20 protein-coding genes are annotated in these 25200 nt (G+C 68.6%); 8 read left to right on the forward strand and 12 right to left on the reverse strand.

Annotated features, from left to right (window positions below; all coding sequences use genetic code 11):
- Positions 1–12: 12 nt before the first annotated feature.
- Positions 13–1887 (reverse strand): MHYT domain-containing protein, encoded by a 1875-nt coding sequence (locus tag AC0IWM_RS06110; protein ID WP_471753553.1) that lies wholly within the window; start codon positions 1885–1887, stop codon positions 13–15.
- A 163-nt stretch (positions 1888–2050) separates the two neighbouring features.
- Here AC0IWM_RS06110 and AC0IWM_RS06115 point away from each other — a divergent pair, with 163 nt between their 5' ends.
- Together AC0IWM_RS06115 and AC0IWM_RS06120 are read left to right on the forward strand one after the other, a co-directional pair.
- Positions 2051–3673, forward strand: a complete 1623-nt coding sequence (locus tag AC0IWM_RS06115) for an ABC-F family ATP-binding cassette domain-containing protein (RefSeq protein WP_471753554.1) — start codon at positions 2051–2053, stop codon at positions 3671–3673.
- A 274-nt stretch (positions 3674–3947) separates the two neighbouring features.
- A complete protein-coding gene (locus AC0IWM_RS06120) occupies positions 3948–4280 on the forward strand; it encodes a hypothetical protein (protein ID WP_471753555.1) in 333 nt (110 codons plus the stop codon).
- Positions 4281–4532: 252 nt separating this feature from the next.
- On the opposite strand, the gene AC0IWM_RS06125 is transcribed toward AC0IWM_RS06120, so the two are convergent.
- The 3 genes from AC0IWM_RS06125 to guaA all read right to left on the reverse strand — a co-directional run bounded on the left by AC0IWM_RS06125 (position 4533) and on the right by guaA (position 10983).
- On the reverse strand, positions 4533–7709 hold the full coding sequence (locus AC0IWM_RS06125) for an efflux RND transporter permease subunit (protein ID WP_471753556.1): 3177 nt from the start codon (positions 7707–7709) through the stop codon (positions 4533–4535).
- Positions 7710–7741: 32 nt separating this feature from the next.
- On the reverse strand, positions 7742–8692 hold the full coding sequence (locus AC0IWM_RS06130; RefSeq protein ID WP_471753557.1) for an efflux RND transporter periplasmic adaptor subunit: 951 nt from the start codon (positions 8690–8692) through the stop codon (positions 7742–7744).
- Positions 8693–9426: 734 nt separating this feature from the next.
- Positions 9427–10983, reverse strand: a complete 1557-nt coding sequence (gene guaA, locus AC0IWM_RS06135; RefSeq protein ID WP_471753558.1) for a glutamine-hydrolyzing GMP synthase — start codon at positions 10981–10983, stop codon at positions 9427–9429.
- A gap of 164 nt (positions 10984–11147) precedes the next feature.
- Here guaA and AC0IWM_RS06140 point away from each other — a divergent pair, with 164 nt between their 5' ends.
- Complete coding sequence (locus tag AC0IWM_RS06140; protein ID WP_471753559.1) at positions 11148–11375, forward strand: hypothetical protein; 228 nt, start codon at positions 11148–11150, stop codon at positions 11373–11375.
- Between the two features lie 73 nt (positions 11376–11448).
- Here AC0IWM_RS06140 and AC0IWM_RS06145 read toward each other — a convergent pair whose 3' ends face one another.
- On the reverse strand, positions 11449–12750 hold the full coding sequence (locus AC0IWM_RS06145; RefSeq protein ID WP_471754105.1) for an RsmB/NOP family class I SAM-dependent RNA methyltransferase: 1302 nt from the start codon (positions 12748–12750) through the stop codon (positions 11449–11451).
- Positions 12751–12902: 152 nt separating this feature from the next.
- On the opposite strand from AC0IWM_RS06145, the gene AC0IWM_RS06150 reads away from it, so the two are divergent.
- Positions 12903–13076, forward strand: a complete 174-nt coding sequence (locus AC0IWM_RS06150; RefSeq protein WP_471753560.1) for a hypothetical protein — start codon at positions 12903–12905, stop codon at positions 13074–13076.
- On the opposite strand, the gene panE is transcribed toward AC0IWM_RS06150, so the two are convergent.
- From panE to AC0IWM_RS06170, 4 genes are all read right to left on the reverse strand, one after another.
- Positions 13070–14017 (reverse strand): 2-dehydropantoate 2-reductase, encoded by a 948-nt coding sequence (panE, locus tag AC0IWM_RS06155; RefSeq protein ID WP_471753561.1) that lies wholly within the window; start codon positions 14015–14017, stop codon positions 13070–13072. The genes AC0IWM_RS06150 and panE overlap by 7 nt on opposite strands.
- A 67-nt stretch (positions 14018–14084) precedes the next feature.
- On the reverse strand, positions 14085–14516 hold the full coding sequence (locus tag AC0IWM_RS06160; protein WP_471753562.1) for an MAPEG family protein: 432 nt from the start codon (positions 14514–14516) through the stop codon (positions 14085–14087).
- Between the two features lie 58 nt (positions 14517–14574).
- Positions 14575–16068 carry an IMP dehydrogenase gene (gene guaB / locus AC0IWM_RS06165; RefSeq protein WP_471753563.1) on the reverse strand — a complete coding sequence of 498 codons (1494 nt, stop codon included), beginning with the start codon at positions 16066–16068 and terminating at the stop codon, positions 14575–14577.
- 164 nt (positions 16069–16232) lie between these two features.
- Positions 16233–17135 (reverse strand): DUF3313 domain-containing protein, encoded by a 903-nt coding sequence (locus tag AC0IWM_RS06170; RefSeq protein ID WP_471753564.1) that lies wholly within the window; start codon positions 17133–17135, stop codon positions 16233–16235.
- Positions 17136–17441: 306 nt separating this feature from the next.
- On the opposite strand from AC0IWM_RS06170, the gene AC0IWM_RS06175 reads away from it, so the two are divergent.
- Positions 17442–18857, forward strand: coding sequence for a DHA2 family efflux MFS transporter permease subunit (locus tag AC0IWM_RS06175; protein ID WP_471753565.1), 1416 nt, complete (start codon positions 17442–17444; stop codon positions 18855–18857).
- 21 nt (positions 18858–18878) lie between these two features.
- Here the strand turns inward: AC0IWM_RS06175 and AC0IWM_RS06180 are convergent, their stop codons facing one another.
- Both AC0IWM_RS06180 and AC0IWM_RS06185 read right to left on the reverse strand, forming a co-directional pair.
- Positions 18879–19400, reverse strand: coding sequence for a DoxX family protein (locus AC0IWM_RS06180; RefSeq protein ID WP_471753566.1), 522 nt, complete (start codon positions 19398–19400; stop codon positions 18879–18881).
- 79 nt (positions 19401–19479) lie between these two features.
- Positions 19480–20649, reverse strand: coding sequence for a multidrug effflux MFS transporter (locus AC0IWM_RS06185; protein ID WP_471754107.1), 1170 nt, complete (start codon positions 20647–20649; stop codon positions 19480–19482).
- Between the two features lie 325 nt (positions 20650–20974).
- On the opposite strand from AC0IWM_RS06185, the gene AC0IWM_RS06190 reads away from it, so the two are divergent.
- From AC0IWM_RS06190 to AC0IWM_RS06200, 3 genes are all read left to right on the forward strand, one after another.
- On the forward strand, positions 20975–22417 hold the full coding sequence (locus AC0IWM_RS06190) for a serine hydrolase (RefSeq protein WP_471753567.1): 1443 nt from the start codon (positions 20975–20977) through the stop codon (positions 22415–22417).
- Between the two features lie 181 nt (positions 22418–22598).
- Positions 22599–24119: an aldehyde dehydrogenase gene (gene adh / locus AC0IWM_RS06195; RefSeq protein ID WP_471753568.1), complete on the forward strand. Its 1521-nt coding sequence runs from the start codon at positions 22599–22601 to the stop codon at positions 24117–24119.
- Between the two features lie 113 nt (positions 24120–24232).
- Positions 24233–24655 carry a DUF779 domain-containing protein gene (locus AC0IWM_RS06200; RefSeq protein ID WP_056470430.1) on the forward strand — a complete coding sequence of 141 codons (423 nt, stop codon included), beginning with the start codon at positions 24233–24235 and terminating at the stop codon, positions 24653–24655.
- A 4-nt stretch (positions 24656–24659) separates the two neighbouring features.
- Here the strand turns inward: AC0IWM_RS06200 and AC0IWM_RS06205 are convergent, their stop codons facing one another.
- Complete coding sequence (locus tag AC0IWM_RS06205) at positions 24660–25199, reverse strand: hypothetical protein (protein WP_471753569.1); 540 nt, start codon at positions 25197–25199, stop codon at positions 24660–24662.
- Between the last annotated feature and the right edge of the window lies 1 nt (position 25200).

Raw genomic sequence — 25200 nt, forward strand, 5'->3', positions numbered from 1 at the left:
TTCGCTCCGCACCTATTCCGCAGCGAGCCGCATCGGCGGCTCATCCTGTCCCCGACCTGTAGCGGTCTCGCGCGGCAGCGTCACGCTGAAGGTTGTACCGACCCCCAGTTCCGACGCGACCTCGATCCGACCCCCGAGCGAGCGCACCAGCGCCTTCACGTGGGCGAGTCCGATGCCCTCACCGGGCTTGTCCTGAGCGCCGGAGCGCCGGAACAGCTCGAAGACCCGCGCATGGTCGCGTTCCGCGATGCCCCGGCCATTGTCCGCGACGGTGTAGCGGATGCGACCGCCCCCCAGCGCCTGTGCCTTGACCTCGATGCGGCCCGGCCGCGCCGGGTCGAGATACTTCACCGCGTTGTCGATGAGATTGCCGAAGATCTGCTCGATCGCCAGCCGGTCGGCGACGAGGCGGGGCAGGTCCGGTGCGATCGTGACGCGGGCGTCTACCTGCTCGATCTGGTGCTGCTGCGCATCCGCGAGGCGCCGCAGGAGGCCCGTCATGTCGAGTCGCTCCGGCGTGAAGCTGCGCCGGCCCTCCCGCGACAGCTTCAGGATGGCGGCGATCAGACGCTCCATGCGCGTCACTGCAGCCTTGATGAAGCCGAGAGCCTCGCCGAGATCCGCGTCGATCCGCTCCGCCTGCGGATGCCCCTGGAGGGCGGCGCGCACGTCGTCCCGGGTCGTCTCCAGCTCGCTCGTGAACCCCATCACGTTGACGAGGGGCGCGCGCAGATCGTGACTGACGATGTAGGCGTAGCGCTGGATCTCCTCGTTGGATTCGCGGAGTTCCGCCTCCGCTTGTCGCTGCTCGGTGATGTCGGTGTGCACTCCAACCCATTCCCGGATCGACCCATCGGCATTCAGGACCGGCACGGCACGGATGGCATAGTGCCGCCAGGCGCCGTCGGCGGAGCGAACCCGATGCTCGTGCACGAAGGTCTGGCTCGCCCGGACGGTCTCGTTCCAGGCGTCGATACTGGCCTGCTGGTCGTCGGGATGAACCGCGTTGGCCCAGCCGTAGCCCTCGTATTCGGTCCGGATCTGGCCGGTGATGGCGCTCCAGCCGGGCTGCTCGCCGAGCATCCGGCCCTCTGCATCGTTGGTCCAGAGCACGCCGCGCACCGCCTGCACGGCGGCACGGAAGCGCGCCTCGCTGGCCTGCAGTTCGCCCTGGACCCGCTGCTGGTCGAAGGAGGACGCGAGCATTGCCAGGAACAAGATCAGGAAGGTCGCGCCGGCCACGGCCAGGGCGAGGTTCTGCTGCGCGGCGCTGAGGCCGGTCGCGTGCCCGACAGCGCCCTCGGCCGTGAAGGTCGCTGCGGCCATGCCGGTGTAGTGCATGCCCGCGACCGCGACGCCCATTACGCCGGCAGCGACGAGTGTCTGCCACACGCTGTTCCGACGCAGGGTCAGCCAGAGGGCCGCTGTCGCCGCCGTGACCGCGATGACGACCGAGAGCGCGACCAGCGGCCAAGCATAGGTGAGGTGGCCCGGCATGCGCATCGCCGCCATGCCGGTGTAGTGCATGGCGGCCACTCCAACGCCCATGACCGGCCCTGCGACGAACAGGTCGCGATGCGTCGCTCCCCGCCGGCCGATCCAGCCAAAGGCCGCTCCGGTGCAGACGACGGCGAGCAGAAGGGACAGGGCCGTGGCGCCAAGATCGTAGGCGACCGGCATGCCCATCTCGAAAGCCAGCATTCCGACGAAGTGCATCGACCAGATGCCTCCGCCCATGGCGCAGGCGGCGGCAGCGATCCAAGCCCAGCGGCGCCCGCCCGCCGAGACCCGGCCGCGTCCCCCAAGATCGAGGGCGGTGTAGGAGGCGAAAATCGCGATCGTGACGGACAGGGCGACGAGCGCCGGATTGTAGCCGGTGTGGACCATCGGAGGCGCTCAGAGACCGTTAATAGGCCAGCCTAGCCGGTCTTCGCCTCAAGGACCATCGGCGCCGAACTAGGAGAAGGCGCCGGCCCGGTGCCGCCCTGCACTACCCCTCGGCGCCCGCATGCCGTAAGGCCGCTGAACCCGCCCGAACCTCCGTGAAACCATGATCCGCCTCGAAAAAATCGGCAAGCAGAACGGTCGCCAGATCGTCTTCATCGAGGCCTCCGCCGCCCTTCAGCGGGGCGAGAAGGTCGGCCTCGTCGGGCCCAACGGTGCCGGCAAGACCACGCTGTTCCGGATGATCACCGGCGAGGAGCAGCCCGACGAGGGCCAGGTCGCCGCCGACCGGGGCATCACCATCGGGTACTTCAGCCAGGATGTCGGCGAGATGTCCGGCCGGACCGTGGTCTCCGAGGTGATGAACGGCGCCGGCCCGGTCAGCGAGATCGGGGCCGAGCTGAAAGAGGTCGAGCAGGCCCTGGCCGATCCCGAGCGGGTCGACGAGATGGAGGCGTTGATCGAGCGCTACGGCGAGGTTCAGGCCCGTTTCGAGGAACTCGACGGATACGCTCTGGAAGGCCGTGCCTACGAGGTTCTGGCGGGCCTCAGCTTTTCCCAGGAGATGATGGACGGCGACGTCGGCAAGCTCTCGGGCGGCTGGAAGATGCGCGTGGCGCTCGCCCGCATCCTTCTGATGAATCCGGACGCCATGCTCCTCGACGAACCGAGCAACCACCTTGACCTGGAGAGCCTGATCTGGCTCGAGGCCTTCCTCAAGGGGTACGAGGGCGCTCTGCTGATGACCTCGCACGACCGCGAGTTCATGAACCGCATCGTCACCAAGATCGTCGAGATTGATGGCGGGCAACTCACCACCTATTCGGGCGACTATGCCTTTTACGAGCAACAGCGGGCACTGAACGAGACCCAGCAGCAGGCGCAGTTCGAGCGCCAACAGGCGATGCTCGCCAAGGAGATCAAGTTCATCGAGCGTTTCAAGGCGCGGGCCTCCCACGCCGCCCAGGTACAGAGCCGGGTGAAGAAACTCGACAAGATTGAGCGGGTGGAGCCCCCAAAGCGCCGCCAGAGCGTCGCCTTCGAGTTCCTGCCCGCCCCCCGCTCCGGCGACGACGTCGTGATGCTCAAGAAAGTGCACAAGCGCTACGGCAGCCGCACGATCTACGAGGGCCTCGATTTTTCGATTCGGCGTCGCGAGCGTTGGTGCGTGATGGGCATCAATGGGGCCGGCAAGTCGACGCTCCTGAAACTCGTGACCGGCACAGCGGAGCCCGACGACGGCAGCGTCGCGGTGGGCGGGACCGTGAAGCTTGGCTATTTCGCCCAGCATGCGATGGATGTGCTGGACGGTGATCGCACGGTGTTCGGTTTTCTCGAGGATTCCTTCCCACAAGCCGGCCAAGGCTCACTCCGGGCGCTGGCGGGCTGCTTCGGCTTCTCAGGCGACGATGTGGAGAAGCGCTGCCGAGTGCTCTCGGGCGGCGAGAAGGCCCGCCTCGTCATGGCCCGGATGCTCTACGATCCGCCGAACTTCCTCGTTCTCGACGAGCCCACCAACCACCTCGACATGGGCACAAAGGAGATGCTGATCGCCGCCTTGGCGAACTATGAAGGTACGATGCTGTTCGTGAGCCACGATCGGCACTTCCTCGCCGCCCTGTCGAACCGCGTCCTCGAACTCACTCCGGACGGGATCCATCAGTATGGCGGCGGCTACACCGAGTACGTCGCCCGCACGGGCCAGGAGGCGCCTGGACTGCGAAGCTGACGGTCGGGAAACAGGCCGGCCGAGGCTCCGTCGAGCCGACGCCGGCTCGGCGATGCCGGATCGACCGCGATCCATATCGTGAGCCTGTCGGTATCGCGCGGAGCGGAAACGATCGCCCGGAGAACGCTCTGAGAGTGCCGTCGGACACAAAGCGGAGGATCGACGAAAGGCGCATTCCGATCCTGAACTTGAAATGAACAAAAAGTCAGATTAACTGAACATGAACGATCAGCCTTCCACACTCGGCTGCCACTCACCAACCAGGAGTACGGATATGTCCAGCGGACTGTTCCAGAACCTGCCGGGCGCTCACGAGATGGGAGGGCTTCAGGCCCTTCCGAGTGAGCCGTGGCTTCTTCCGATCTCGGACCGGATGAACTCCGTGACGACGGATGCCGATGGATTGGAAGCGGCCGTTCGGTTGTCCGTTCGTCCGTTCCAGCGAGCGGCGAACGTGCTGGTGGCGGCGCTTCTGCTCCTGCTGACCGTTCAGATCGGCGCAGATTGGATGAGTGCGCGCACCCCGCATCCGACTACGGGCCAGATCGCGGACGCGACCCCGCCAGAGATGCCGGTGACAAAGGCCACGCTCACCATCAACAACTGAACGCTCACTCCATCGGTCCCATGGTCGACCCGCTTCCGAGCGGGTCGTGGGGATCTCAGAGCAAGCGTCGCGTCAGCCAAATCTACCCAGCCACCTGACCGACCTCGCCATCGCGCCGGGTTCGTGCGTCGACCCGGTCATCGCCGCAAGAGCGAGGCGATCGATCGCTTCCAGCTGCGCCTTCAAGCGTTTCCTGATCACCCGCGTGAGACCCGTCGGCGGCCCCATGCCGCCTCGGGGTTTTGGGCGGGGTCAAGCGGTGATCGAAGCCGAGTGTGAAGCCGCTGTTGCCGGCATATCCCCATCCTCATCCTCGGCCAGTCCGGGCTTCCGCCGTGACAGCGTCATGATGAGCACCGGCAGGATCAGCAGGATCAGGAGCGGCGCCAGGCTCATGCCGCCGACGACCACCAGCGCCAGCGGCTTCTGAACCTGCGAACCCACGCCGTTGGAGAATGCAGCCGGCAGGAGGCCCACGCCAGCGACCACGCAGGTCATCACCACTGGCCGGAGTTGTGTGTGGCAGGTCCGAAGCATCGCGCGCACCCGCTCCTCGCCCTCGGCGATGAGACCGTTGAAATGCGAGAGCACGATGATGCCATCCATCACGGCGATGCCCAGCAGCGCGATGAACCCGATGGCGGCGGACACGCTGAACGGCGTGTCGGTGATCACCAGCGCGAGGACGCCGCCGGCCGCTGCCATCGGGATGACGCTGAGCGCCAGCAGCATGTCGATCACCGAACCGAAGTTCATGAAGAGCAGGATCGCGATGAGGCCGATGGCGATCGGCACCGTGACTGACAGGCGCGCCAGGGCGCCCTGCATGTTGTTGAACTCGCCCACGAGTTCGAGGCGATAGCCGCGCGGTAGGGTCACCTCGGTGTTCACACGCTCGCGCGCCTCCAGGATCGCGCTGCCGAGATCGCGTTCGCGAACGCTGAACTTGACCGGCAAGTAGCGCTCTTGGCCTTCGCGGTAGATGTAGGCCGGGCCTGAGACGAGGGCGACCTGCGCGACCTCGCTGAGGGGCACCTGCATCAGGGTTCCGTTCGGCCCCTGCCCCGAGATGCGCAGGTTGCGGATCGAGGCCACGCTCTGGCGGAATTGCTCGGCGAGGCGGATCACGATCGGATAGTGCCGGTCCGAGCCGCTGTCGTAGAGGTCGCCGGCGCTGTCGCCGCCGATGGCGGTGCGCACCGTGGCATTGATATCGCCGGGGGTGAGGCCGTAGCGCGCCGCGCGGATGCGATCGACGTCGATCTGCACCGTCGGCTGGCCGAGCGACGTGAACACACCGAGATCGGTGACGCCGGAGACTTTGCGCAGCACCGCTTCGACCCGGTTGGCAACCTCCGTCAAGGTTTCGAGGTCGGGTCCGAACACCTTGAAGGAATTCTCGCCCTTGATGCCCGACACCGCTTCGGCGACGTTGTCCTGCAGGTACTGGGAGACGTTGAACTCGACGCCGGGGAAGTCGGTCCGCAGCCGGTCCAGAAGGGCAGCGATCATCCGGTCCTTGCTCATACCCGGGCGCCACTTCTCCGCCGGCTTGAGGGGTGCGAAGAATTCACCGTTGAAGAAGCCGGCCGCATCCGTCCCGTCATCCGGCCGGCCGTGCTGGGAGACCACGCTCTCGACCTCCGGCACCGCGGCGATGATGCGGCGGATGCGGTTGACGTAGAGGTTGCCCTCCTCCAGCGAGATCGTGGCCGGCATGGTGGCGCGAAGCCAGAGATTCCCCTCCTCGAGCTTGGGCAGGAACTCGAGGCCGAGCTGGCGTCCCGCGACGCCGACGCCGGCGGTGAGCAGCAACGCGAGGCCGAGGGTGAGGATGCGGTTACCCAGGGCGGCGCGGATCGCAGGCCGGTAGAGCCGGTCGAGGGTCCGGACGAGGATCGTCTCGACTTCCTCGACATGGGCCGGAAGCAGGTAGGCGGAGAGGACCGGCGTCACCGTGAAGGTGGCGATGAGACCACCGAGCAGCGCATAGGCGTAGGTCTGTGCCATCGGCCCGAAGATGTGGCCTTCCACCCCCGTGAGAGTGAAGAGTGGCAGGAAGCCGGTCACGATGATGATCGCCGCGAAGACGATCGAGCGACTGACGTCGCCGGAGGCCTGACGGATACGCAGGAGCTTGCCGGCGAGGCCCGGCCGGACGACCTCCCCGGTCGGGGTACCGTGACCGGAGAGCCGCCGGAAAATCGCCTCGACCATGATCACCGTGCCGTCGACGATCAGCCCGAAATCCAGGGCGCCGACGGAGAGCAGGTTCGCCGACTCGCCTCGCACCACCAGGATGATCACGGCGAAGAACAGCGCGAAGGGGATCGTCGCCACCACGATGAGGGCGCTACGCAGGTTGCCGAGGAACAGCCACTGCACGATCAGGATCAGGACGATGCCGACCAGCATGTTGTGCAACACGGTGTGTGTGGTGACGGCGATGAGATCGGCGCGGTCGTAGATGCGCTCGATCTTCACGCCGGGCGGCAGCAAGCCCATGGCCTCGATGCGTCCGACCTCCGCCTGGACGGCCTCGATGGTTGGCGTGCTTTCCTCGCCACGCCGCATCAGAACGATGCCCTGGACGATGTCGTCGTCGTCGTTCATGCCGGCGATGCCGAGGCGCGGCTGATGCCCGATGGTGACGGTGGCGACGTCCTTGACCAGCACTGGCGCGCCGCCCGACTGGGTCAGCACGGTCTCGCCGATGTCGTCCGTCGAGCGAATCAGGCCGACGCCACGCACCACCGCCGACTGCGTCCCGAGGTTGATCCGGTTGCCGCCGACGTTGAGGTTGCTATCGTTCAGCGTTTTCACCACGCCCGAGAGGGTCAAGCCGTAGGCAGTGAGCCGGTCGAGGTCCACCGCGATGTCGAAGGTCTTCGTCTTGCCGCCCCAGCCGATCACGTCGATGACGCCCGGCACGGCGCGGAAGCGGCGGCGCAGGACCCAATCCTGAAGGGACTTCAAGTCGAGAACGCTGTAGCCAGCCGGAGCCGTAAGCTTGTAGCGGAAGATCTCGCCGATCGGGCTCACCGGAGAGATCGTGGGTTTGGCGCCGTTCGGCAGGGCATCGAGCTGGGCCAGCCGGTTGAGTACCTGCTGCTCGGCCTCGCGATAGCTGAACTCGAATCCGAACTGCAGCTTCACGTCAGACAGGCCGTAGAGCGAGACCGAACGGACCTGCTTTAGATTTGGCAGGCCCGAAGTGATCACTTCGATCGGCACGGTGACGTAGCGCTCGATTTCCTCACCCGAAAGGCCCGGCGCCTGCGTGATCACGTCGATCATCGGCGGGGTCGGATCCGGATAGGCTTCGATGTTCAGGGTTCGGAAGGCCACCAGCCCGCAGGCCAGCAACAGGACGAACGCGAGCACCACCAGGGCACGCTGGCGCAGCGCGAGATGGACGAGGCCGGTCATGCGTGGGTTTCCTGCTGCCGAGGGCCGACGGATCAGCCCCGGGTCACCATCCGGTCGATGAACAGGGAGCCGCGCGAGATCACGCGCTCGCCCGTCGCCAGACCTTCGAGGATCTCGATCTTGGCTCCGTCGATGATGCCGGGCTTGACCCGGCGGTTCTCGACGGAATTGTCGGTCTTGAGCACCCAGACGCTCGCCTTGCTGCCCTCGAGGACCACGGCCGCGCGCGGAACCGACTGCGACAAGGTCTCCCGCTCGTTGATGACGCGCACGGTGGCGTACATCTCGGGCTTCAGCAGGTTCTGGCTGTTGTCGATGTCGGCCCGGACAGTGATTCGGCGTGTCGCGGGATCGACCGAGGAGCCGATGAAATTGATCCGACCCTCGAAGGTCTTGTCGGGATAGGCCAGGACACGAAACTTGAGGCGGTCGCCGAGGTCGACCTTGGCCGCATCCGGTTCACGCAACTGCGCGATGAGCCAGACCTTGGACAGGTCGCCGATGATGTAGGAGGGGTCGCTGCCGCCGGTGCCGACATACTGGCCCGGTCCGATCTTGCGCTGGATGATGGTTCCCTTCAGGGGCGCATTGATCGCCGTCTCGGGATTGATCGAACCCTTCTGCAGGTTGGCGACCTCGTCGTCGCGCAGTCCGAGGATGCGCAGGCGGTTGCGCACCGCCTCGAGGCCGACCTCGGCCGTCCGGGCATCGTTGCTGGCCGTGTTCAGGTCGTTCTGCGCGGACTGGAGCTCCCGCAGGGTGGTGACCCGCGAATCATAGAGGTCGTGCAGGCGTTTCTCGGCCGCCTGGGCGTAGCCGAGCTGCGAGCGCGCCTTGGCCAGGACGTTGAGCGCTGCAAGATAGTCGTTCTGAGCCTGAACCATCTCATTGGCCTGGATCGAGAACAATCGCTCGCCCTTCTGCACCTGTTCGCCGGTGCGCGCGAAGATGGCGATGACACGACCTGGATAGGGCGAAAACACCGGTGTCGCCTGATACTCGTCGACGCCGATCTTACCCTCGGTCGTGATCTCCTCGTAGAAGAGGCGCTGCTCAACCGTCTCCGTGTCTATGGCCGCGAGTTGGTCGGCGCTGAGGACAAAGTCGCCAGGGCCCGAGGGCGCGACCGTGACGGCCGCCGGCGTCGAGGATGTCGAAGCACCCGCAAACGTGCCCGGAAGCCAGAGAAATCCAGCAACGAAAAGAATTGAGGCAACTAACAGAATTGAGATCTGTGTGCGATGCTTCAGGCCGGCGAGTGGAGCGAACGAACCCTGAGGGTCAGTCATCTGATTAATCTCGCGCGTCATCGCATTTATGCACTCAACCGACCCGACCGGATGGCGCGTCGGTCTGTAGAGGGCCGTCGCTAGAGATACAAGCGTGGCCGATTCACGTTTTGGTCGCCTCGCGCAACGCGCGATCGGTGTGGCTTCCTTGCCTACTCAGGCAGGTCATTCCGTTACGCGGAACGCTTCCTAAAACGAGGCCTTCACCCGAACCTCCCGTGACGCGGAATGTCGGGACGACAAAACCCCGCGGACCCTAAGGTCTGCGGGGTTAAAGTTGCGTCACATGAATCCCTGGGAGGGACCTTTGGTATACTACATGCCAACCGTAGCGCTGCAAGGGTCATCCGGCCCAGATGCGCTTTATTTTGCCGACAGCCATGTCGCTGACAGAAAGATTGTTCTGCTCTGACGGAGCCGCCCCGAGCTCACTCCCACTCGATCGTCCCGGGCGGCTTCGAGGTGATGTCGTAGGTCACTCGGTTGATCCCCTTGACTTCGTTGATGATCCGCGTGGCGACCCGGCCCAGGAAGGTCATGTCGAAGGGGTAGAAGTCGGCGGTCATGCCGTCGACCGAGGTCACGGCGCGCAGGGCGCAGACGTGGTCATAGGTGCGGCCGTCGCCCATCACGCCGACGGTCTTCACGGGCAGAATGACCGCGAAGGCCTGCCAGATCGTGTCGTACAGACCGGCCTTGCGGATCTCGTCGAGGTAGATCGCATCTGCCTTGCGCAGGGCTTCGAGCTTCTCGGGGGTGATCGTGCCCGGGCAGCGGATGGCGAGACCCGGGCCCGGGAAGGGGTGACGCCCAACGAAGGCTTCTGGCAGGCCCAGCTCCTTGCCCAGTACGCGGACCTCGTCCTTGAAAAGCTCGCGCAGGGGCTCGACGAGCTGCATGTTCATGCGCTCGGGCAGCCCACCGACATTGTGGTGGGACTTGATGGTGACGGAGGGGCCGCCGGTGAACGACACGCTCTCGATCACGTCCGGGTAGAGTGTGCCCTGGGCGAGGAAGGCGGCGCCGCCGATCTTCTTCGATTCGGCCTCGAACACGTCGATGAACAGGCGTCCGATCGTCTTGCGCTTCTGCTCCGGGTCACTGACGCCGGTCAGCTCGCCCAGGAACAGATCCTGGGCCTCCACGTGGACGAGGGGGATGTTGTAATGGTCGCGGAACAGGCGGACGACCTCCTCGGCCTCGCCCATGCGCAGGAGGCCGTGATCGACGAAGACGCAGGTAAGCTGCTCGCCGATCGCCTCGTGGATGAGCACCGCGGCCACGGCGGAATCGACACCGCCGGACAGGCCGCAGATCACCCGCTCCTGACCGACCTGCGCGCGGATCTTCTCGATCGCCTCCTCGCGGTAGGCACCCATGGTCCAGTCGCCGGAGCAGCCGGCGATGTCGCGCACGAAGTTCCGGATCAACAGGGCGCCGTGCGGCGTGTGTGCCACTTCGGGGTGGAACTGCACGGCGTAGTAGTTGCGCGCTTCGTCGGCCACCGCCGCGAAGGGAGCGTTCTTCGACATGGCGACCGTGGTGAAGCCGTCCGGCAGCTTGGTGACGCGATCGCCGTGGCTCATCCAGACAGGGTAATGTTCGCCCACGTGCCAGACGCCCTTGAAAAGGGGGCATTCCGAGAGGATCTCGATCTCGGCCCGGCCGAACTCGGCGTGATGCCCACCTTCGACCTCACCGCCGAGCTGGGCCGCCATGGTCTGCTGGCCGTAGCAGATGCCGAAGACCGGAACGCCGGAATCGAACACGATCTGGGGCGTCCGGGGCGAGGCCTCGGTAGTCACCGATTCGGGACCACCGGAAAGGATCACGCCCTTGGGCTTCGTCTCGGCAAAGGCTTCGGCGGCCTTGGTGAAGGGAACGATCTCGCAATAGACCCCCTCCTCGCGTACGCGGCGCGCGATGAGCTGCGTCACCTGGCTGCCGAAATCCACGATGAGGATCTTGTCGTGTTCTGTCGTCATGGAACCGGAGTTAGACGAGGCCTCGATCCGGTGCAACGGATCGGCCCGCAGAGTCGTCACGCGATCGGCATCGGGCTGGGGATGCGGGGCTCCCAGGCGTTAACTGTCCGTTCACCGCCCAGCGACGACACCGTGCCCCCCAGCAACGAACAGGAGCCTCAGCCATGAGAGCCACCATCTTCGGGATCGCCACCCTCGCCCTCGCCGGTTTCGGAACCACCTCGGCTTCCGCCCTGCCCGTCCCGGCCGGAATTGCACCGGCCAGCGGGCTGGAGCAGGTCCGCGTCGTCGAGCGCCGAGTGATCCGCGGCCCTCGCTGCACGACCGTCGTCACCAAGCGCCGCGGGCCGCTGGGCCGGGTGGTCGTGGTGCGCAAGCGCCGCTGCTTCTGAGACGTGCGCCGCCGCCTCTCAGGGGCAGCGGCTTGAACTTCCGGAATGGCCCCTCGCGGGGCCATTCCGCGTTTCAGTCGCTCCGCTGGAGGGTGGCGACGTAGAAGCCGTCGGTGCCGGTCCGGGCGGGACTCATCTGAAGGCCATGCTGCGTCAGGCGAATAGCCGGGCCGAGGTCGGGTGCGTATGCGGCGAGGATCTGCGAGGCGGAGACCACTGCAAAATCCTCCGAACGGCGCCCGAGAAAGCCGGCGATGGCTGCATCGTTCTCCTCGGTCAGAAGCGAGCACGTGATGTAGGTGATGCGACCACCGGGGCGCACCAGCCGCGCTGCCCGGTCGAGCACTGTGGCTTGGTCGGCGCTGCGGGTGCTCAGGGCATTCGGGCGCATCCGCCACTTGGCGTCGGGATTGCGCCGCCAGGTGCCGGAGCCGGTGCAGGGGGCATCCACGAGCACGCGGTCGGCGCTGCCGTCGAGGTCGGCGAGGACGTCGGTGCGGGCCTTGCCGGCGCGGGGCGTGCGAATCTCCGCGGTGGCGCCCGCCCGGCGCAGGCGTTCGTGGATTGGGGCGAGCCGGCGCGGATCGTCGTCGCTGGCCACCAGACGGCCCGAATTCTCCATCATCGCGGCCAGACTCAGGGTCTTGCCGCCGCCGCCGGCGCAGAGGTCGATGATGGTCTCGCCGGGCCGTGCGCCGCACAGGAGACTCGCGAGTTGCGAGCCCTCGTCCTGGATCTCGTACCAGCCGTCGATGAATTCCGGCTCGACATGGAGGGCGAGTCCCCGCCCGTCCTCGCCGATGGGGATGCGCAGGCCGTTCGGCGCGTGCGGGGTCGGCTCCGGGGTCAGGTGGGCGAGGCCTGCCAGGGCCTCCGCGTGGCTGCGCTTCAGGGTGTTGATCCGAATGTCGAGGGGCGCGCGCCGGCTCAAGGCACGCAACTCGTCGAGGGTCTCGGAGCCGAGAGTCGCTGCCAGTGAGGGCAGAACCCATTCGGGCACGTCGCCGGCGACATGCAGTGGTGCGTCGGCCAGCGTCCCCTCGGCCAGACGCCTCCGTTCGTCGTCGGACAGGGGCTCCGGGGCGAAGCGCTCGCCACTGAACATCTCTGCGATGGTTGGGGCGGCGCGGCCGTATTGCAGCCGCAGCATACCGATGACGAGGCTGCGCGGGCTCTCGTCCGCCATGATCCAGGCGGCGGAAGCGCGCCGGCGCAGGGCGTCGTAGACGAGGCTGGCGATGGCGGCCCGATCGCCCGAGCCGGCAAAGCGGTGAGCGAGACCCCAATCCTTCAGGGCATCAGCGGCGGGGCGGCGGCGCGCGGCGATATCGGCGAGGACCTCGATGGCGGCGGAGAGGCGTGCGGGGGGCGTCAGGGCAAGATCCTCGGATTCATCGGCGGGCGCCGCGATACGGCCACGCTTCGGGCGGCGGCCGGACACAATACAGTCGAGCTTCCGGCGCGTTTACGGCTCAGCTTGAACCTTGGAGCCGCGCGGAGCGGACGCCCGGAGCTTTAGAGAACCCCATGTCTCCCGTCATCCATCTCAGCCTCGCCGGCCTCGTCATGCTGGCGGTCGCCGCCTGTTCCCCGGCGCCGGACGCTCCCGACCTGTCGGCCCCGCCTCCGCGCCGGCTCGATGCCAAGACCCAACTCGAATACGGCGCGCCCCCTCCCCCGCCGCCCGGCCCGCGCTACTGAGCCGCCGTCTCGCGGCCGCGGCGGTTCTCGTAGGCCTTGAGATGCGTGTAGACGTGGTCGAGCATCGGGTGCCCGGCCGCGTCGGGGGCCCGCGCGATCAGGTCGCCGATGATGTGATCGGCCTCGATCCGGGCGCCGCCTTCGATGTCGCGCAGCATCGAGGCGGTGAAGGCCGAGCCTTCGGCCGTGAGGGTCTTGCGTGTGTTGTCCAGAGCGGTTTGCCGCGGCGCGTGGCCGGCGGCCTCGGCGATGGCGCGGCACTCCTCCATCAGCGCCTCGATGAAGGCGAGGCCGCCAGGAGCGGCGACGATGTCGCCGATGGTGGCGCGCATCAGGCAGGTGGAGCCGGCCAGCGTCGCCAGGAAGCTCCATTTCTCCCACATTTCCAGCACCATGGTCTCGCTGAGGCGCGGCTGGAAGTTCGCGCCCCGCATCAGGGCCTCGATGGCCTCGACCCGGGCGGAGCGGCCGCCGGCCCGCTCGCCATAGGTCAGGGTGTGGAGCGGATTCATCTGGCGGATCTCGCCCGCGGGGCCGAGGGTCGCCACGATGGCGCAGGCGCCGCCCAGTACCCGGTCCGCACCGTATACCATGTCCAACGCGTCGAGGTGGCGCATGCCGTTGAGCAGCGGCAGGATCGACGTGTCGGGGCCGACGGCCGGAGCGACGTCGGCGATGGCGCTGTCGAGATCGTAGGCCTTGCACGAGAACAGCACGAGGCCGAAGGCGCCGCCCTTGCCGGCGGCGAGGTCGGCGGCGGTCACCGTCCGGGGTGCCGGAATGTGCAGGTCGCCGGCGGGGCTCTCGACCGTCAGGCCGGCGCTGGCGAGCTTGGCCGCGCGGGTCGGACGCACGAGGAAGGTGACGTCGCGACCGGCCTCCGCGAGGCGCGCGCCAAAGTATCCACCGGTGGCTCCGGCGCCGACAACGAGCACGCGCATGGTCTCATCCCTTTCGTCGTTCTTGGATCAAGCCCCGACGTGGCTCCGATCCCGTCGATGCCGCGGGTCAGACGCCGATCGGCGCCAGCAATATTCGAATCGCGAAGAGGATCCACATCACCAGCAGCACCAGCGTGCCGATGGCATAGGCGCGGAAGCGGTAGGGGATGTGATTCGTGGTGAGGTAGACCCCGGCATGGACGAAGCGGGTCGCGACGAAGACCCAGGCCAGGATCACGAACATCAGGTCGGCCTTGCGCGTCGCCAGGGCGAAGCCGACGAGGACGTAGAACAGGACCGGGATCTCGAACTGGTTCGAGAAGCTGTTGGCGGCCTGCTGGGCTGGGGCGGGCCAGTTGCGCTGGCCCAGAGAGAGCTCACGGCCCTTCGCAGCGCCGCCGCGCACGGCGGAGAGGCGCCGGCGCCCCGTCCAGAACAGCAGCGCGAAGGTCAGGAGGACCTGCGCGAAGACGGGCGCCAGGATGGCTTGGACGGTCACGGCGGTTCCTTCGCGCGGTGGCCCGGCCGGACGTCCGGCGCGGGCGCCCCAGGGCTGTTCAGGCGCGACCGGGATAGTTCGGGCTCTCGCGGGTGATGGTCACGTCGTGGACGTGGCTCTCGCGCAGGCCCGCATTGGTGATGCGGATGAACTGCGCCTTCTCTTGGAAGTCGGGGATCGTCGGGGCGCCGACATAGCCCATGGCGGCCCGCAGCCCGCCGGCGAGCTGGTGCAGCACCGCCGCCACCGGGCCTTTGTAGGGCACCTGCCCCTCGATGCCCTCGGGGACGAGCTTGTGCGTGTCGCTGACCTCGGCCTGGAAGTAGCGGTCGGCCGAGCCGCGGGCCATGGCGCCCACCGAGCCCATGCCGCGGTAGCTCTTGTAGGAGCGGCCCTGGTGCAGGAACACCTCGCCGGGCGCCTCGTCGGTGCCGGCCAGGAGCGAGCCCAGCATGGCGACGGAGGCGCCGGCCGCGATCGCCTTGGCGAGGTCGCCCGAGTACTTGATGCCGCCGTCGGCGATGACCGGCACGTCGGCGCTCTGCGCGGCCTCGACGGCCTCCATCAGGGCGGTGAGCTGGGGCACGCCGACACCGGCGACGATCCGGGTGGTGCAGATCGAGCCGGGGCCGATGCCGACCTTGATGGCGTCAGCGCCGGCATCGATCAGGGCCTGGGCGCCGTCGCGCGTCGCGACGTTGCCGGCCACCACCTGCACGGCGTTGGAGAGCTGCTTCACCCGTCGCACGGCGTCGAGGACCTTGATCGAGTGGCCGTGGGCGGTGTCGACCACGATGACGTCGCAGCCGGCATCGATGAGGCGCTCGGCCCGCTCGAAGCCGCCGTCGCCCGTGGTGGTGGCGGCGGCGACCCGCAGGCGGCCCTGCTCGTCCTTGACCGCGCCCGGATAGGCGACCTGCTTCTCGATGTCCTTGACGGTGATGAGGCCGATGCAGCGGTAGTGGTCGTCGACGACGAGCAGCTTCTCGATGCGGAACTGGTGCAGCAGGCGCTTGGCCTCGTCCTGGCTCACGCCCTCGCGCACGGTGATGAGCCGGTCGCGGGTCATCAGGTCGGCGACGGTCTCGGTCGCGTTGGTGGCGAAGCGCACGTCGCGGTTGGTAAGGATGCCGACGAGCTTGCCGCGCGAGCCGTTGGGGCCGCGCTCCACCACCGGAATACCCGAGATGCGGTTCTGCTTCATCAGCGAGAACGCGTCCGCCAGGGTCTCGTCGGGATGGATGGTGATGGGGTTCAGCACCATGCCCGACTCGTACTTCTTGACGAGGCGGACCTGCTCGGCCTGCTCGGCGGGCTCGAGGTTGCGGTGGATGACGCCCATGCCGCCGTTCTGCGCCATGGCGATGGCCATCGGCGCCTCGGTGACGGTGTCCATGGCCGAAGCCAGGATCGGCAGGTTGAGGTGGATCGAGCGGGTGAGCCGGCTCGCGATCTTCACGTCCGCGGGCATGACCGAGGAGGCTGCGGGGCGCAGCAGGACGTCGTCGAAGGTCAGGCCCTCAATGATGGACTCAGCGGTGATGCGGGCCATGAACCAACTCCGGAACGGGTGCTGCGCCGGGCCCTCGCGGGCGTTCCGACGTCACTGGGTTGGCACGGGCCAGTATCATGCGCGGGGAACCGGCGCAAAGCCGCCGGTGAGCCCGTCCGACAGGAAAATGCGCCCGCGGCGCCGTTCTCCGGTGGGGGTTGCGCCTAGCGCACGCCTCGCGGTGCGCCCGGCAGGCCCTCGGCCGGTCCCTTGTCCGTCCATTCCGGCGGCGCGCCGACATAGTCGCCCAGAATGCCGTCGAGGCCGGGGGCGCGGCCGAAGGCCTCGCAATCCGGGTCGAGAGGCGCTTCGCCGAGGGTGGTGATGCGGACGCGGTCGTAGGTCGGCAGCGTGAGCGGCGCCTTGAACGGGTCCTGCCCGGTGGCGAGGTAGAAGCCGAAATCCTGGCCGAATTCGCCGGCGAGGTCGTAGGCATCGCTGGCCGGCGAGAACCGGGCCTGGTTGGTGAAGGCATTGCTCGCCCCGCCCCAGACCATGGCGGCCCGCTGCACGTTGCGGCTGTCGAGCGCCTCGGCCTCCACCGTGAGGCTGCCGAGGCCGATCGGGATGCGCGGGATCGGGATGCGGCCCACCGCCGTCGCGAAGCCGGCGCCGAGCTGGGACGCGATGGTGATGCCCGCCGAGGTCGCCACCGTGGCGCCGGCCGCCGGCACGTTGGTGAGGTCGATCCGGGTCACCGCCGAGCGCACGGTGAGGTCCGCTTTCCGGCCGGAGACCACGTCGTAGCGCAGGGAGAGTTCGTAGCAGAGCGCGCGGTCGGCCGCGTTGGCGACGAGCTTGCGCTCGGCCGGGGTCAGCCCCGGCGCCACGACCTCGGAGAAGGTGGTGGGCACGATCCGCACTGTACGGGTGGCCGCGAGGGCCGCCGGATCGACGAAGATCCTGGAAGAGCTGGCCGTCTCGTCGCTGCCGGCAAGGCGGTCGTATCGGGTCAGGGCGCCCGATTCGGTGAGCACGACGGTGCCGCACCCGGCGACCGCGGCCGCCAGGGCGAGGCAGGAGACGAAGCCTGCCAGCCTGCGTCGATGTTCGAACCTCGGAAGCATCGGTGACTTTCTTGGGGACGCGCGGGTGGACGCTCGGCACGCCTCCCGGAGGAGACCCGCGGCGTCCAGATCATGCCGCCGAGCTTAGCGGCTCCAGCAACATTGTGGAAAGGTGAGCGAGGGCGCCGATCGTCCGAAGCTGGACCGATGTGGCCGCAGGGCCACGCCGTCGGAAGCCCCAGGCTCTGCACGTGCGGCATGCCCCTTTCATCCCGTGCCATTCGTCACCGGACGTGTACTTGGCGCAGTGCAGCTTTTCGTCGGTATGAGGCACCCGAACGGCCCGACCGGACCTATGTCTCGCCGATGCGCACGTCCCAGATCGTTCCCCTCGTCGTCGCCACCGCGCTGTTCATGGAGAACACGGATTCGACCGTGATCGCCACCGCGCTCCCGGCCATCGCCCGCAGCCTGAACGAGGACCCGATCGCCCTCAAGCTCGCCCTGACCGCCTATCTCGTCAGCCTGGCGATCTTCATCCCGATCAGCGGCTGGATGGCCGACCGCTTCGGCGCCCGCACGGTGTTCCGGGTCGCGCTCGGGGTGTTCATGGCCGGCTCGCTGGCCTGCGCGGCCTCGAACTCGCTCACGGGCTTCGTCGCCGCGCGGTTCTTCCAGGGGGTCGGCGGTGCCATGATGGTGCCGGTGGGACGCCTCGTGATCCTGCGCAGCGTGCCCAAGAGCGAGCTCGTCAGCGCCTTGGCCTACCTGACGATTCCCGCCCTGATCGGACCGATCTGCGGGCCGCCGCTGGGCGGCTTCATCACCACCTACTTCGACTGGCGCTGGATCTTCTTCATCAACATCCCGATCGGGATCGTCGGCATCGTGCTGTCGACGATCTATTTCGAGAACGTCCGCGAAGCCGAGCGCCCGCCCCTCGACGTCCTCGGCTTCCTGCTCTCCGGACTGGGGCTCGCCACGCTGATGCTCGGGCTCGCCTCCACCGGGCGCCACCTCCTGCCGGACGGCGTCTCCTGGGGCTGCCTCGTGGCCGGCGCCGTCCTGCTGGTGCTGTATTTCCGGCATTCGCGCGGCATCGCCCATCCGGTGATCCGCCTCGACCTGCTGCGTTATCCGACCTTCCGCGCCGCGGTGACCGGCGGCAGCCTGTTCCGGATCGGCACCGGGGCGATCCCGTTCCTGCTGCCGCTGCTGCTGCAGATCGGCTTCGGCCTCGATCCCCTGCGCTCGGGCCTGATCACCTTCGCGGCGGCGGCCGGCGCGCTCCTGATCAAGATCATCGGCCCGCGCATCCTGCGCGCCTACGGCTTCCGGCGGGTGATGCTCGTCAATGCCCTCGTCGCCTCGGCCTTCCTGGCGGTGAACGGCCTCTTCACCGCGGAGACTCCGCACGCGGTCATCATCTGCATCCTGCTGATCGGCGGCTGCGTGCGCTCGCTGCAATTCACCTGCGTCAACGCCATCGCGTATGCCGAGCTGGAGAACCGCGACATGAGCGCCGCCACCAGTCTCGCCAGCGTGGCGCAGCAGCTCTCGCTGAGCCTCGGGGTGTCCCTCGGGGCGCTGGCCCTGGAGGGCGCCGCCGCCGCGCATGGCCGCACCGAGATCGCGGCGCAGGATTTCGCCCCCGCCTTCCTCGCCGTGGCGCTGATCTCGGTGATGTCGTTCTTCGCGTTCCGGCGGCTCAGCCCGGATGCCGGCGCCGAGGTCTCGGGGCACCGCCTCGTCGCCACCGCCCCGCGCAACGCGATGCCGTAGGACCCGAACGGGGTTCGGGGCTCAGGCCGCGGCCCGGGCCGGAGCGCGCCTGGGGGCACGCTTCGGCTTCTGCCCGCCCCGTGCGGCGGGTGTCGGCTTGGTCGGTGCCTTGGCCGGGTTCGCGGCGGCGCGGGCGCCCTGGCGCCAGCCCTGCCAGCTCCAGCGGCCCGGACCCGTCATGGCGTACATGAGGAAGCCGCCGGCGAGACCGAAATCGGCCAGCAGCAGGGTCCGCTCGGCCACCGCGCTCGGACCCACGAACTGCCAGAAGGGGTGGAGCAGGACCGCCATCACCCCCGCGAAGGCGGCGAGGGCCAGTCCGCTCAGGCGCGGCAGCACGCCGAGGATGAGGGCGACGGGGCCGAACACCTGCACGATCACCGCCGCGGTGGCGACGGCGTTCGGTGAGGGCAGGCCGGTGGCCGCGAGGGTGACGGCGAAGCCGGAGACGTTCAGGGCCCGGGCGATGCCGGTGGGCAGCAGCGCGGCGGCGAGCAGCAGCCGGGCGAGGAGGAGCAGTCCGTCTTGGGCTCGGCCGGTCACGTCTGGGGCTCCGTCTGGCATCCTGGAATGCCGAGCTTTGTCGCGACCGGCTGAAGACGGCGTTAAGGCCGCCGCGCCCTCAACCGGAGACGCCGCCGCGGAACAGGCGTCCCCGCTCGGTCCAGGCCACCACCGCGAGGGCGAGGCCGCCGAGGAGCGCGTAGCCGATGCCGATGGGCAGCACCGATCCGTCGAAGGCGTGCCCGATCAGGAACCCGCAGAAGGCCCCGAGGATCGTGGTGTAGAAGCCGAGGAAGGACGAGGCCGTGCCGGCGATCTCGCCGAGGGGCTGCAGGGCCAGGGCGTTGAAGTTCGGCATGGCGAAGCTGATCAGGAACTGGTTGGCGGCCAGGATCCCGAGGAACAGGGCCAGGGGCGGGTGGCCGTGATAGGCGAGCCCCGCCACCACCTGCCCCACCGCCACGACGACGAACAGGCTCAGGCCCGCATGGGAGAGCGGGCGCATGCCGAGGCGCCGGACGAGGCGGGCATTCACCAGGGTCGCCGCCCCCATGGCGCCGGCGACGAGGCCGAAGGCCAGGGGGAACAGGCCCCCGAGATGATAGAGCCCCGTGTCGAAGACCTGCTGGGCCGAGCCGACATAGCCCATGATGCAGCCCGTGAGCAGGCCGAGCGCGGTCGCGTAGCCCACCGCGACGCGGTTGCGGAAGGTGATCGCCACCGCCTGGGCCACGGCCCCGAGGGAGAAGGGCCGCCGGTAGGCGGGATGCAGCGTCTCGGGCATCCGCCAGGCGAACCAGACCACCAGGATGCCGGCCAGCGCCAGCATCGAGACGAAGACGTAGACCCAGGAGCCGAACAGCAGCATCGCGCCGCCGATGGCCGGCGCGATCATCGGCACGATGAGGAACACCATCATGATGAGCGACATCACGCTCGCCATCTCGCGCCCCGCGAAGCGGTCGCGCACGATCGCCGTCGACAGGACGCGCCCGCTGGCGGCGCCGATGCCCTGGATGATCCGCGCCGCGAGCAGCCAGCCGAAGGACGGCGCCACCATCGCGAGGCCGGTGCCGACGACGTAGATCGCCAGGCCCGCCAGCAGCACCGGGCGCCGCCCGTAGGTGTCCGAGAGCGGCCCGTAGACGATCTGCGCCGTGCCGAAGCCGATCATGTAGACGTAGACCAGGAGTTGCAGGCTGTTGGGATCGGCCACGCCGAAGCGGGCCTGGATCGCCGGAAACGCCGGCAGCAGGTTGTCGATGGAGATCGCCGTCACCGCCATCATCAGCGCGACGATGCCGACGAACTCGCCGAAGCCCGGGCCCTTCCACGGCCGGGCGGCGGGTTCGGAAAGCCGCGCCGTCGGGGCGTGCGCATTCGTGGCCGGGGTGGTGCTCACCTGGGACGGTCCTCGGGGGCTGGGGCGGCGCGGCGGGTCACCCGTCGAGCCAGAACGCTTCGTCCGGCTCTTGGTGCCTTCGGCGCGGCCGGGCCATCGGGGGCGCCGCATGGCAGCCGCGCGGCCCCCTCGGCGCGTTCGCGCCACAATTCCGGAGAACCGTGCCCGGGCGCCGGGATCGCGGCGCGTCGCGGAGCGGACCAGCGGCAGCATGTACGAGACGCGTCGCCGCATCGTTCAGTTCGCCCTCCTCGGCGCCCTCCTCCCGGTCCGCTCCGCATCGGCCGAGGCCGAAGCCGAAGCCGAGGCCGTCGCGGGCGAGGCGCCGCCCGCGGGCGATCTCGCCGGCCGGGCCGACGCCCTGGTGCGGCCCTATGCCCGCGCCGGCATCTTCTCCGGCGCCGTCATCGTGGCCCGCGACGGCGCGGTGCTGTTCCGCCGGGCCTACGGCGCCGCGCAGCGCGAGTGGTCCGTGCCGAACACGCCCGAGACCCGCTTCCGCATCGCGTCCCTGACGAAGCAATTCACCGCCGCCGCGATCCTGAAGCTGCAGGAGGCGGGGTGGCTCGGCCTCGCCGATCCGGCCGCGCACCACATGCCCGGCCTGCCGGCGACCTGGGCGCCCATCACCCTGAGGATGCTCCTCGACCACACCGCCGGCCTGCCCAACGTGACGGCGCTGCCCGACTTTCCGACCACGATCGCCCGGGCCGCCCGGACGCCGATGGAGGTCGTCGGCCGGCTCTTCCGCGAGGAGCTGCTGTTCCCGGCGGGGACGGCGCAGGAATACAGCAACACCGGCTACATCCTCCTCGCGGCGATCATCGAGCGGATCACCGGCGCGCCCTTCGCGGACGCCCTGCGCAGCCTGGTCCTGGCGCCGGCCGGGCTCGCGGAGACCGGCGACGCCGATCCCGACGCCGTCGTCCCGCAGCGCGCCGCCGGCTATCACCGGGTCGCCGGGCAGTGGCGCAACGCACCGCCCGTGGTGCCGGCGGCGGCCCTCGGAGCCGGCGGTCTCGTCTCCACCCTCGACGACCTCGTGGCCTGGGACGCCGCGCTGCACTCGGACCGGGTCCTGCGGCCGGCCTCGGTGGCCGAGATGGTCCGCGACGGCGGCCACGGCTACGGGCTCGGCCTCTATGTCGGCCGGGCCTACGGCGAGCGGCTCCTGTCCCATGGCGGATTCCTGAACGGCTTCTCGGCGATCAAGGACACCTATCCGGATCTCGGCCTCAGCATCGTCGTCCTCGGCAACACCGAGACCGGACCGGCCCAGACCCTGTCCCGCCGCCTCGGCGCCCTCGTCCTCAGCCGGCCGGAGGCCACCGAGATCGCGGTGCCGGCCGCCGTGCTCGACCGCTATGTCGGGTTCTACCGGACGGGACCCCGTGCCGTGGTGTCCCTCGCCCGCGAGGGGGAGTGCCTCGTCGCCCGTGGGGCCGGCCCGGCGCGGCTCGTCCTGGCCCCGGAGAGCGACCGCGTCTTCGTGGCCGAGGACGGGACCCGCATCGCCCTCGACATCGAGCCCGACGGCCGGGCGACCGGCCTCCTCCTCGACCTCGCCGGCGGCGCCCGCTCCGGACCGCGCATCGACGCGGCGACGGCGCGCCGCATCGGCAACCGCCGCATGGCCCGCCTCGCTCCGCGCTGAGCCTCGGCCCGTCCGGGTCGCCAACCCGTCCGAACGGGTCTACCATCCCGCCGCGCGCCAGGACGCCATCCGGCGCGCCGAACATCCGGGCCGCGCCCGTCCGTTGGCCAAAAGTCCACCTTGATTTGACCCTGCGCCTGGCTTTGACTGCGGCCCATAAGAACAATCAGGAGGATACGCGATGAACAAGCCGGAGTTTCTCAACCAGGGTACGAAGGCGCCCTTCTCGGCGCGCTACGACAACTTCATCGGTGGCCAGTGGGTCGCGCCCGTGGCGGGCCGCTACTTCGAGAACACCTCCCCGATCACCGGCCGGGTGATCTGCGAGGTCGCCCGCTCGGACGCCGCCGACGTCGACAAGGCGCTCGACGCCGCCCACGCCGCGAAGGAGGCCTGGGGCCGCACCGCGCCGGGCGAGCGCGCCCGCATCCTGAACAGAATCGCCGACCGGATGGAGGAGAACCTCGACCTGATCGCGCTCGCCGAGACCTGGGACAACGGCAAGCCGATCCGCGAGACGACCCACGCCGACATCCCCCTCGCCATCGACCATTTCCGCTACTTCGCCGGCTGCGTGCGCGCGCAGGAGGGCTCGATCTCCGAGATCGACCACGACACCGTCGCCTACCACTTCCACGAGCCGCTCGGCGTCGTCGGCCAGATCATCCCATGGAACTTCCCTATCCTGATGGCGGTGTGGAAGCTCGCCCCGGCGCTCGCGGCCGGCAACTGCATCGTGCTGAAGCCCGCCGAGCAGACCCCGGCCTCGATCCTCGTGGTGGCCGAGCTCATCGCCGACCTGCTGCCGGCGGGCGTGCTCAACATCGTCAACGGCTTCGGCCTCGAATGCGGCAAGCCGCTGGCCTCCTCGCCCCGCATCGCCAAGATCGCCTTCACGGGCGAGACGACGACGGGCCGGCTGATCATGCAGTACGCCTCGCAGAACCTCATCCCGGTGACGCTCGAGCTCGGCGGCAAGTCGCCGAACATCTTCTTCTCCGACGTCGCCAACGAGGATGACGACTTCTTCGACAAGGCGCTGGAGGGCTTCACGATGTTCGCCCTGAACCAGGGCGAGGTCTGCACCTGTCCGAGCCGCGCCCTGGTGCACGAGTCGATCTACGACCGCTTCATGGAGCGGGCGATCAAGCGCGTCGAGGCGATCACGCAAGGGTCGCCCCTCGATCCCGCCACGATGATCGGCGCCCAGGCCTCCTCGGAGCAGCTGGAGAAGATCCTCAGCTACGTCGACATCGGCAAGCAGGAAGGCGCCGAGTGCCTCACCGGCGGCGAGCGCAACGTGAAGGATGGCGAGTTCGCGGAGGGCTACTACATGAAGCCGACCGTGTTCCGCGGCCACAACAAGATGCGCATCTTCCAGGAGGAGATCTTCGGCCCCGTCCTCTCGGTCACGACCTTCAAGGACGACGCCGACGCGCTCAGCATCGCCAACGACACCCTCTACGGCCTCGGCGCCGGCGTCTGGACCCGCGACGGGACCCGCGCCTACCGCTTCGGCCGCGCCATCCAGGCCGGCCGCGTCTGGACGAACTGCTACCATGCCTACCCGGCCCACGCGGCCTTCGGCGGCTACAAGCAGTCCGGCATCGGCCGCGAGAACCACAAGATGATGCTCGACCACTACCAGCAGACGAAGAACATGCTGGTGAGCTACTCGGCCAAGAAGCTCGGCTTCTTCTAGGACCCGTTCGAGACACGCAGACCCGCGTGAGACTTGCCCCGGCCGGACGACGGCCGGGGCTTTTTCGTTCGCCGCCCTATCTCTCCCGAAAGGCCTTTCCCGGAGACCGCCCCATGAGCGAGACCGCCCTCGACCCGACCACCGCCGATCAGGCCGGCGCCGACGGGACGCCCCTGCGCGTCACCGCGACCCCGGCCGCCATCGACCTCATCGAGGAATTGCGGGCCGATCACGGTCCGGTCATGTTCCACCAGTCCGGCGGCTGCTGCGACGGCTCGTCGCCGATGTGCTATCCCGTCGGCGACTTCCTGACCGGCGACAGCGACGTCCATCTCGGCACCGTGGCGGGGGCGGATTTCTGGATCAGCCGGCCGCAATTCGAGGTCTGGAAGCACACCCACCTCATCCTCGACGTGGTGCGCGGCCGCGGCGGCATGTTCTCCCTGGAGAACGGCCGCGACAAGCGCTTCCTGATCCGGTCCCGAATCTTCACCGAGGCCGAGAACACGGCCCTCGCGGGCGCCTGCCGGATCTGAGGCGTCAGGCGCGCGGCTTCGGCGCCTCGCCGGCATTGCAGCGCTTCATCGCCGCGAAGGCCTCGGAGGCGCCGCTGAGGTCGAAGCCCGCCTTCCAGCCCTTGCCCTTGAGCAGAATCTCCTCGGATTCCGCGGCCTTCTCGACGAGGTTGGCCGGCAGGGTTCCGACGAGCCGTGTGCCGTTGCCGGTCCAGGTCGCCTTGGCGTTCACGGTCTTGCCGCCGAGCTCGGTGGCGGCCACGATCTTCTCGTCCTTGTCGTGCTGCCACTTGCTGTAGGTCAGCACCACGACGAGCGCCTTGTTCTCCAGCGCGAAGGTGACGGAATTGTCGGCGTCGTCATCGTCCTCGTCGACGTAGGACCGCACGATCACGCAGGCATTGGTGCCGGTGATGCTGTCGGTCCGCTCGACCTGCCAGCCGTTCAGGCTCTCGAACAGGGAACGCTCCGGGAGACGACTCTCCTGGGCTGACGCGACCGCGGGGGAAACGAGACTGGCGAGGAGGCCGAACAGGCAGGTCCGGGCCGGCGACGGGCGCTTCATG

Source organism: Methylobacterium sp. AC433 (assembly GCF_979253015.1).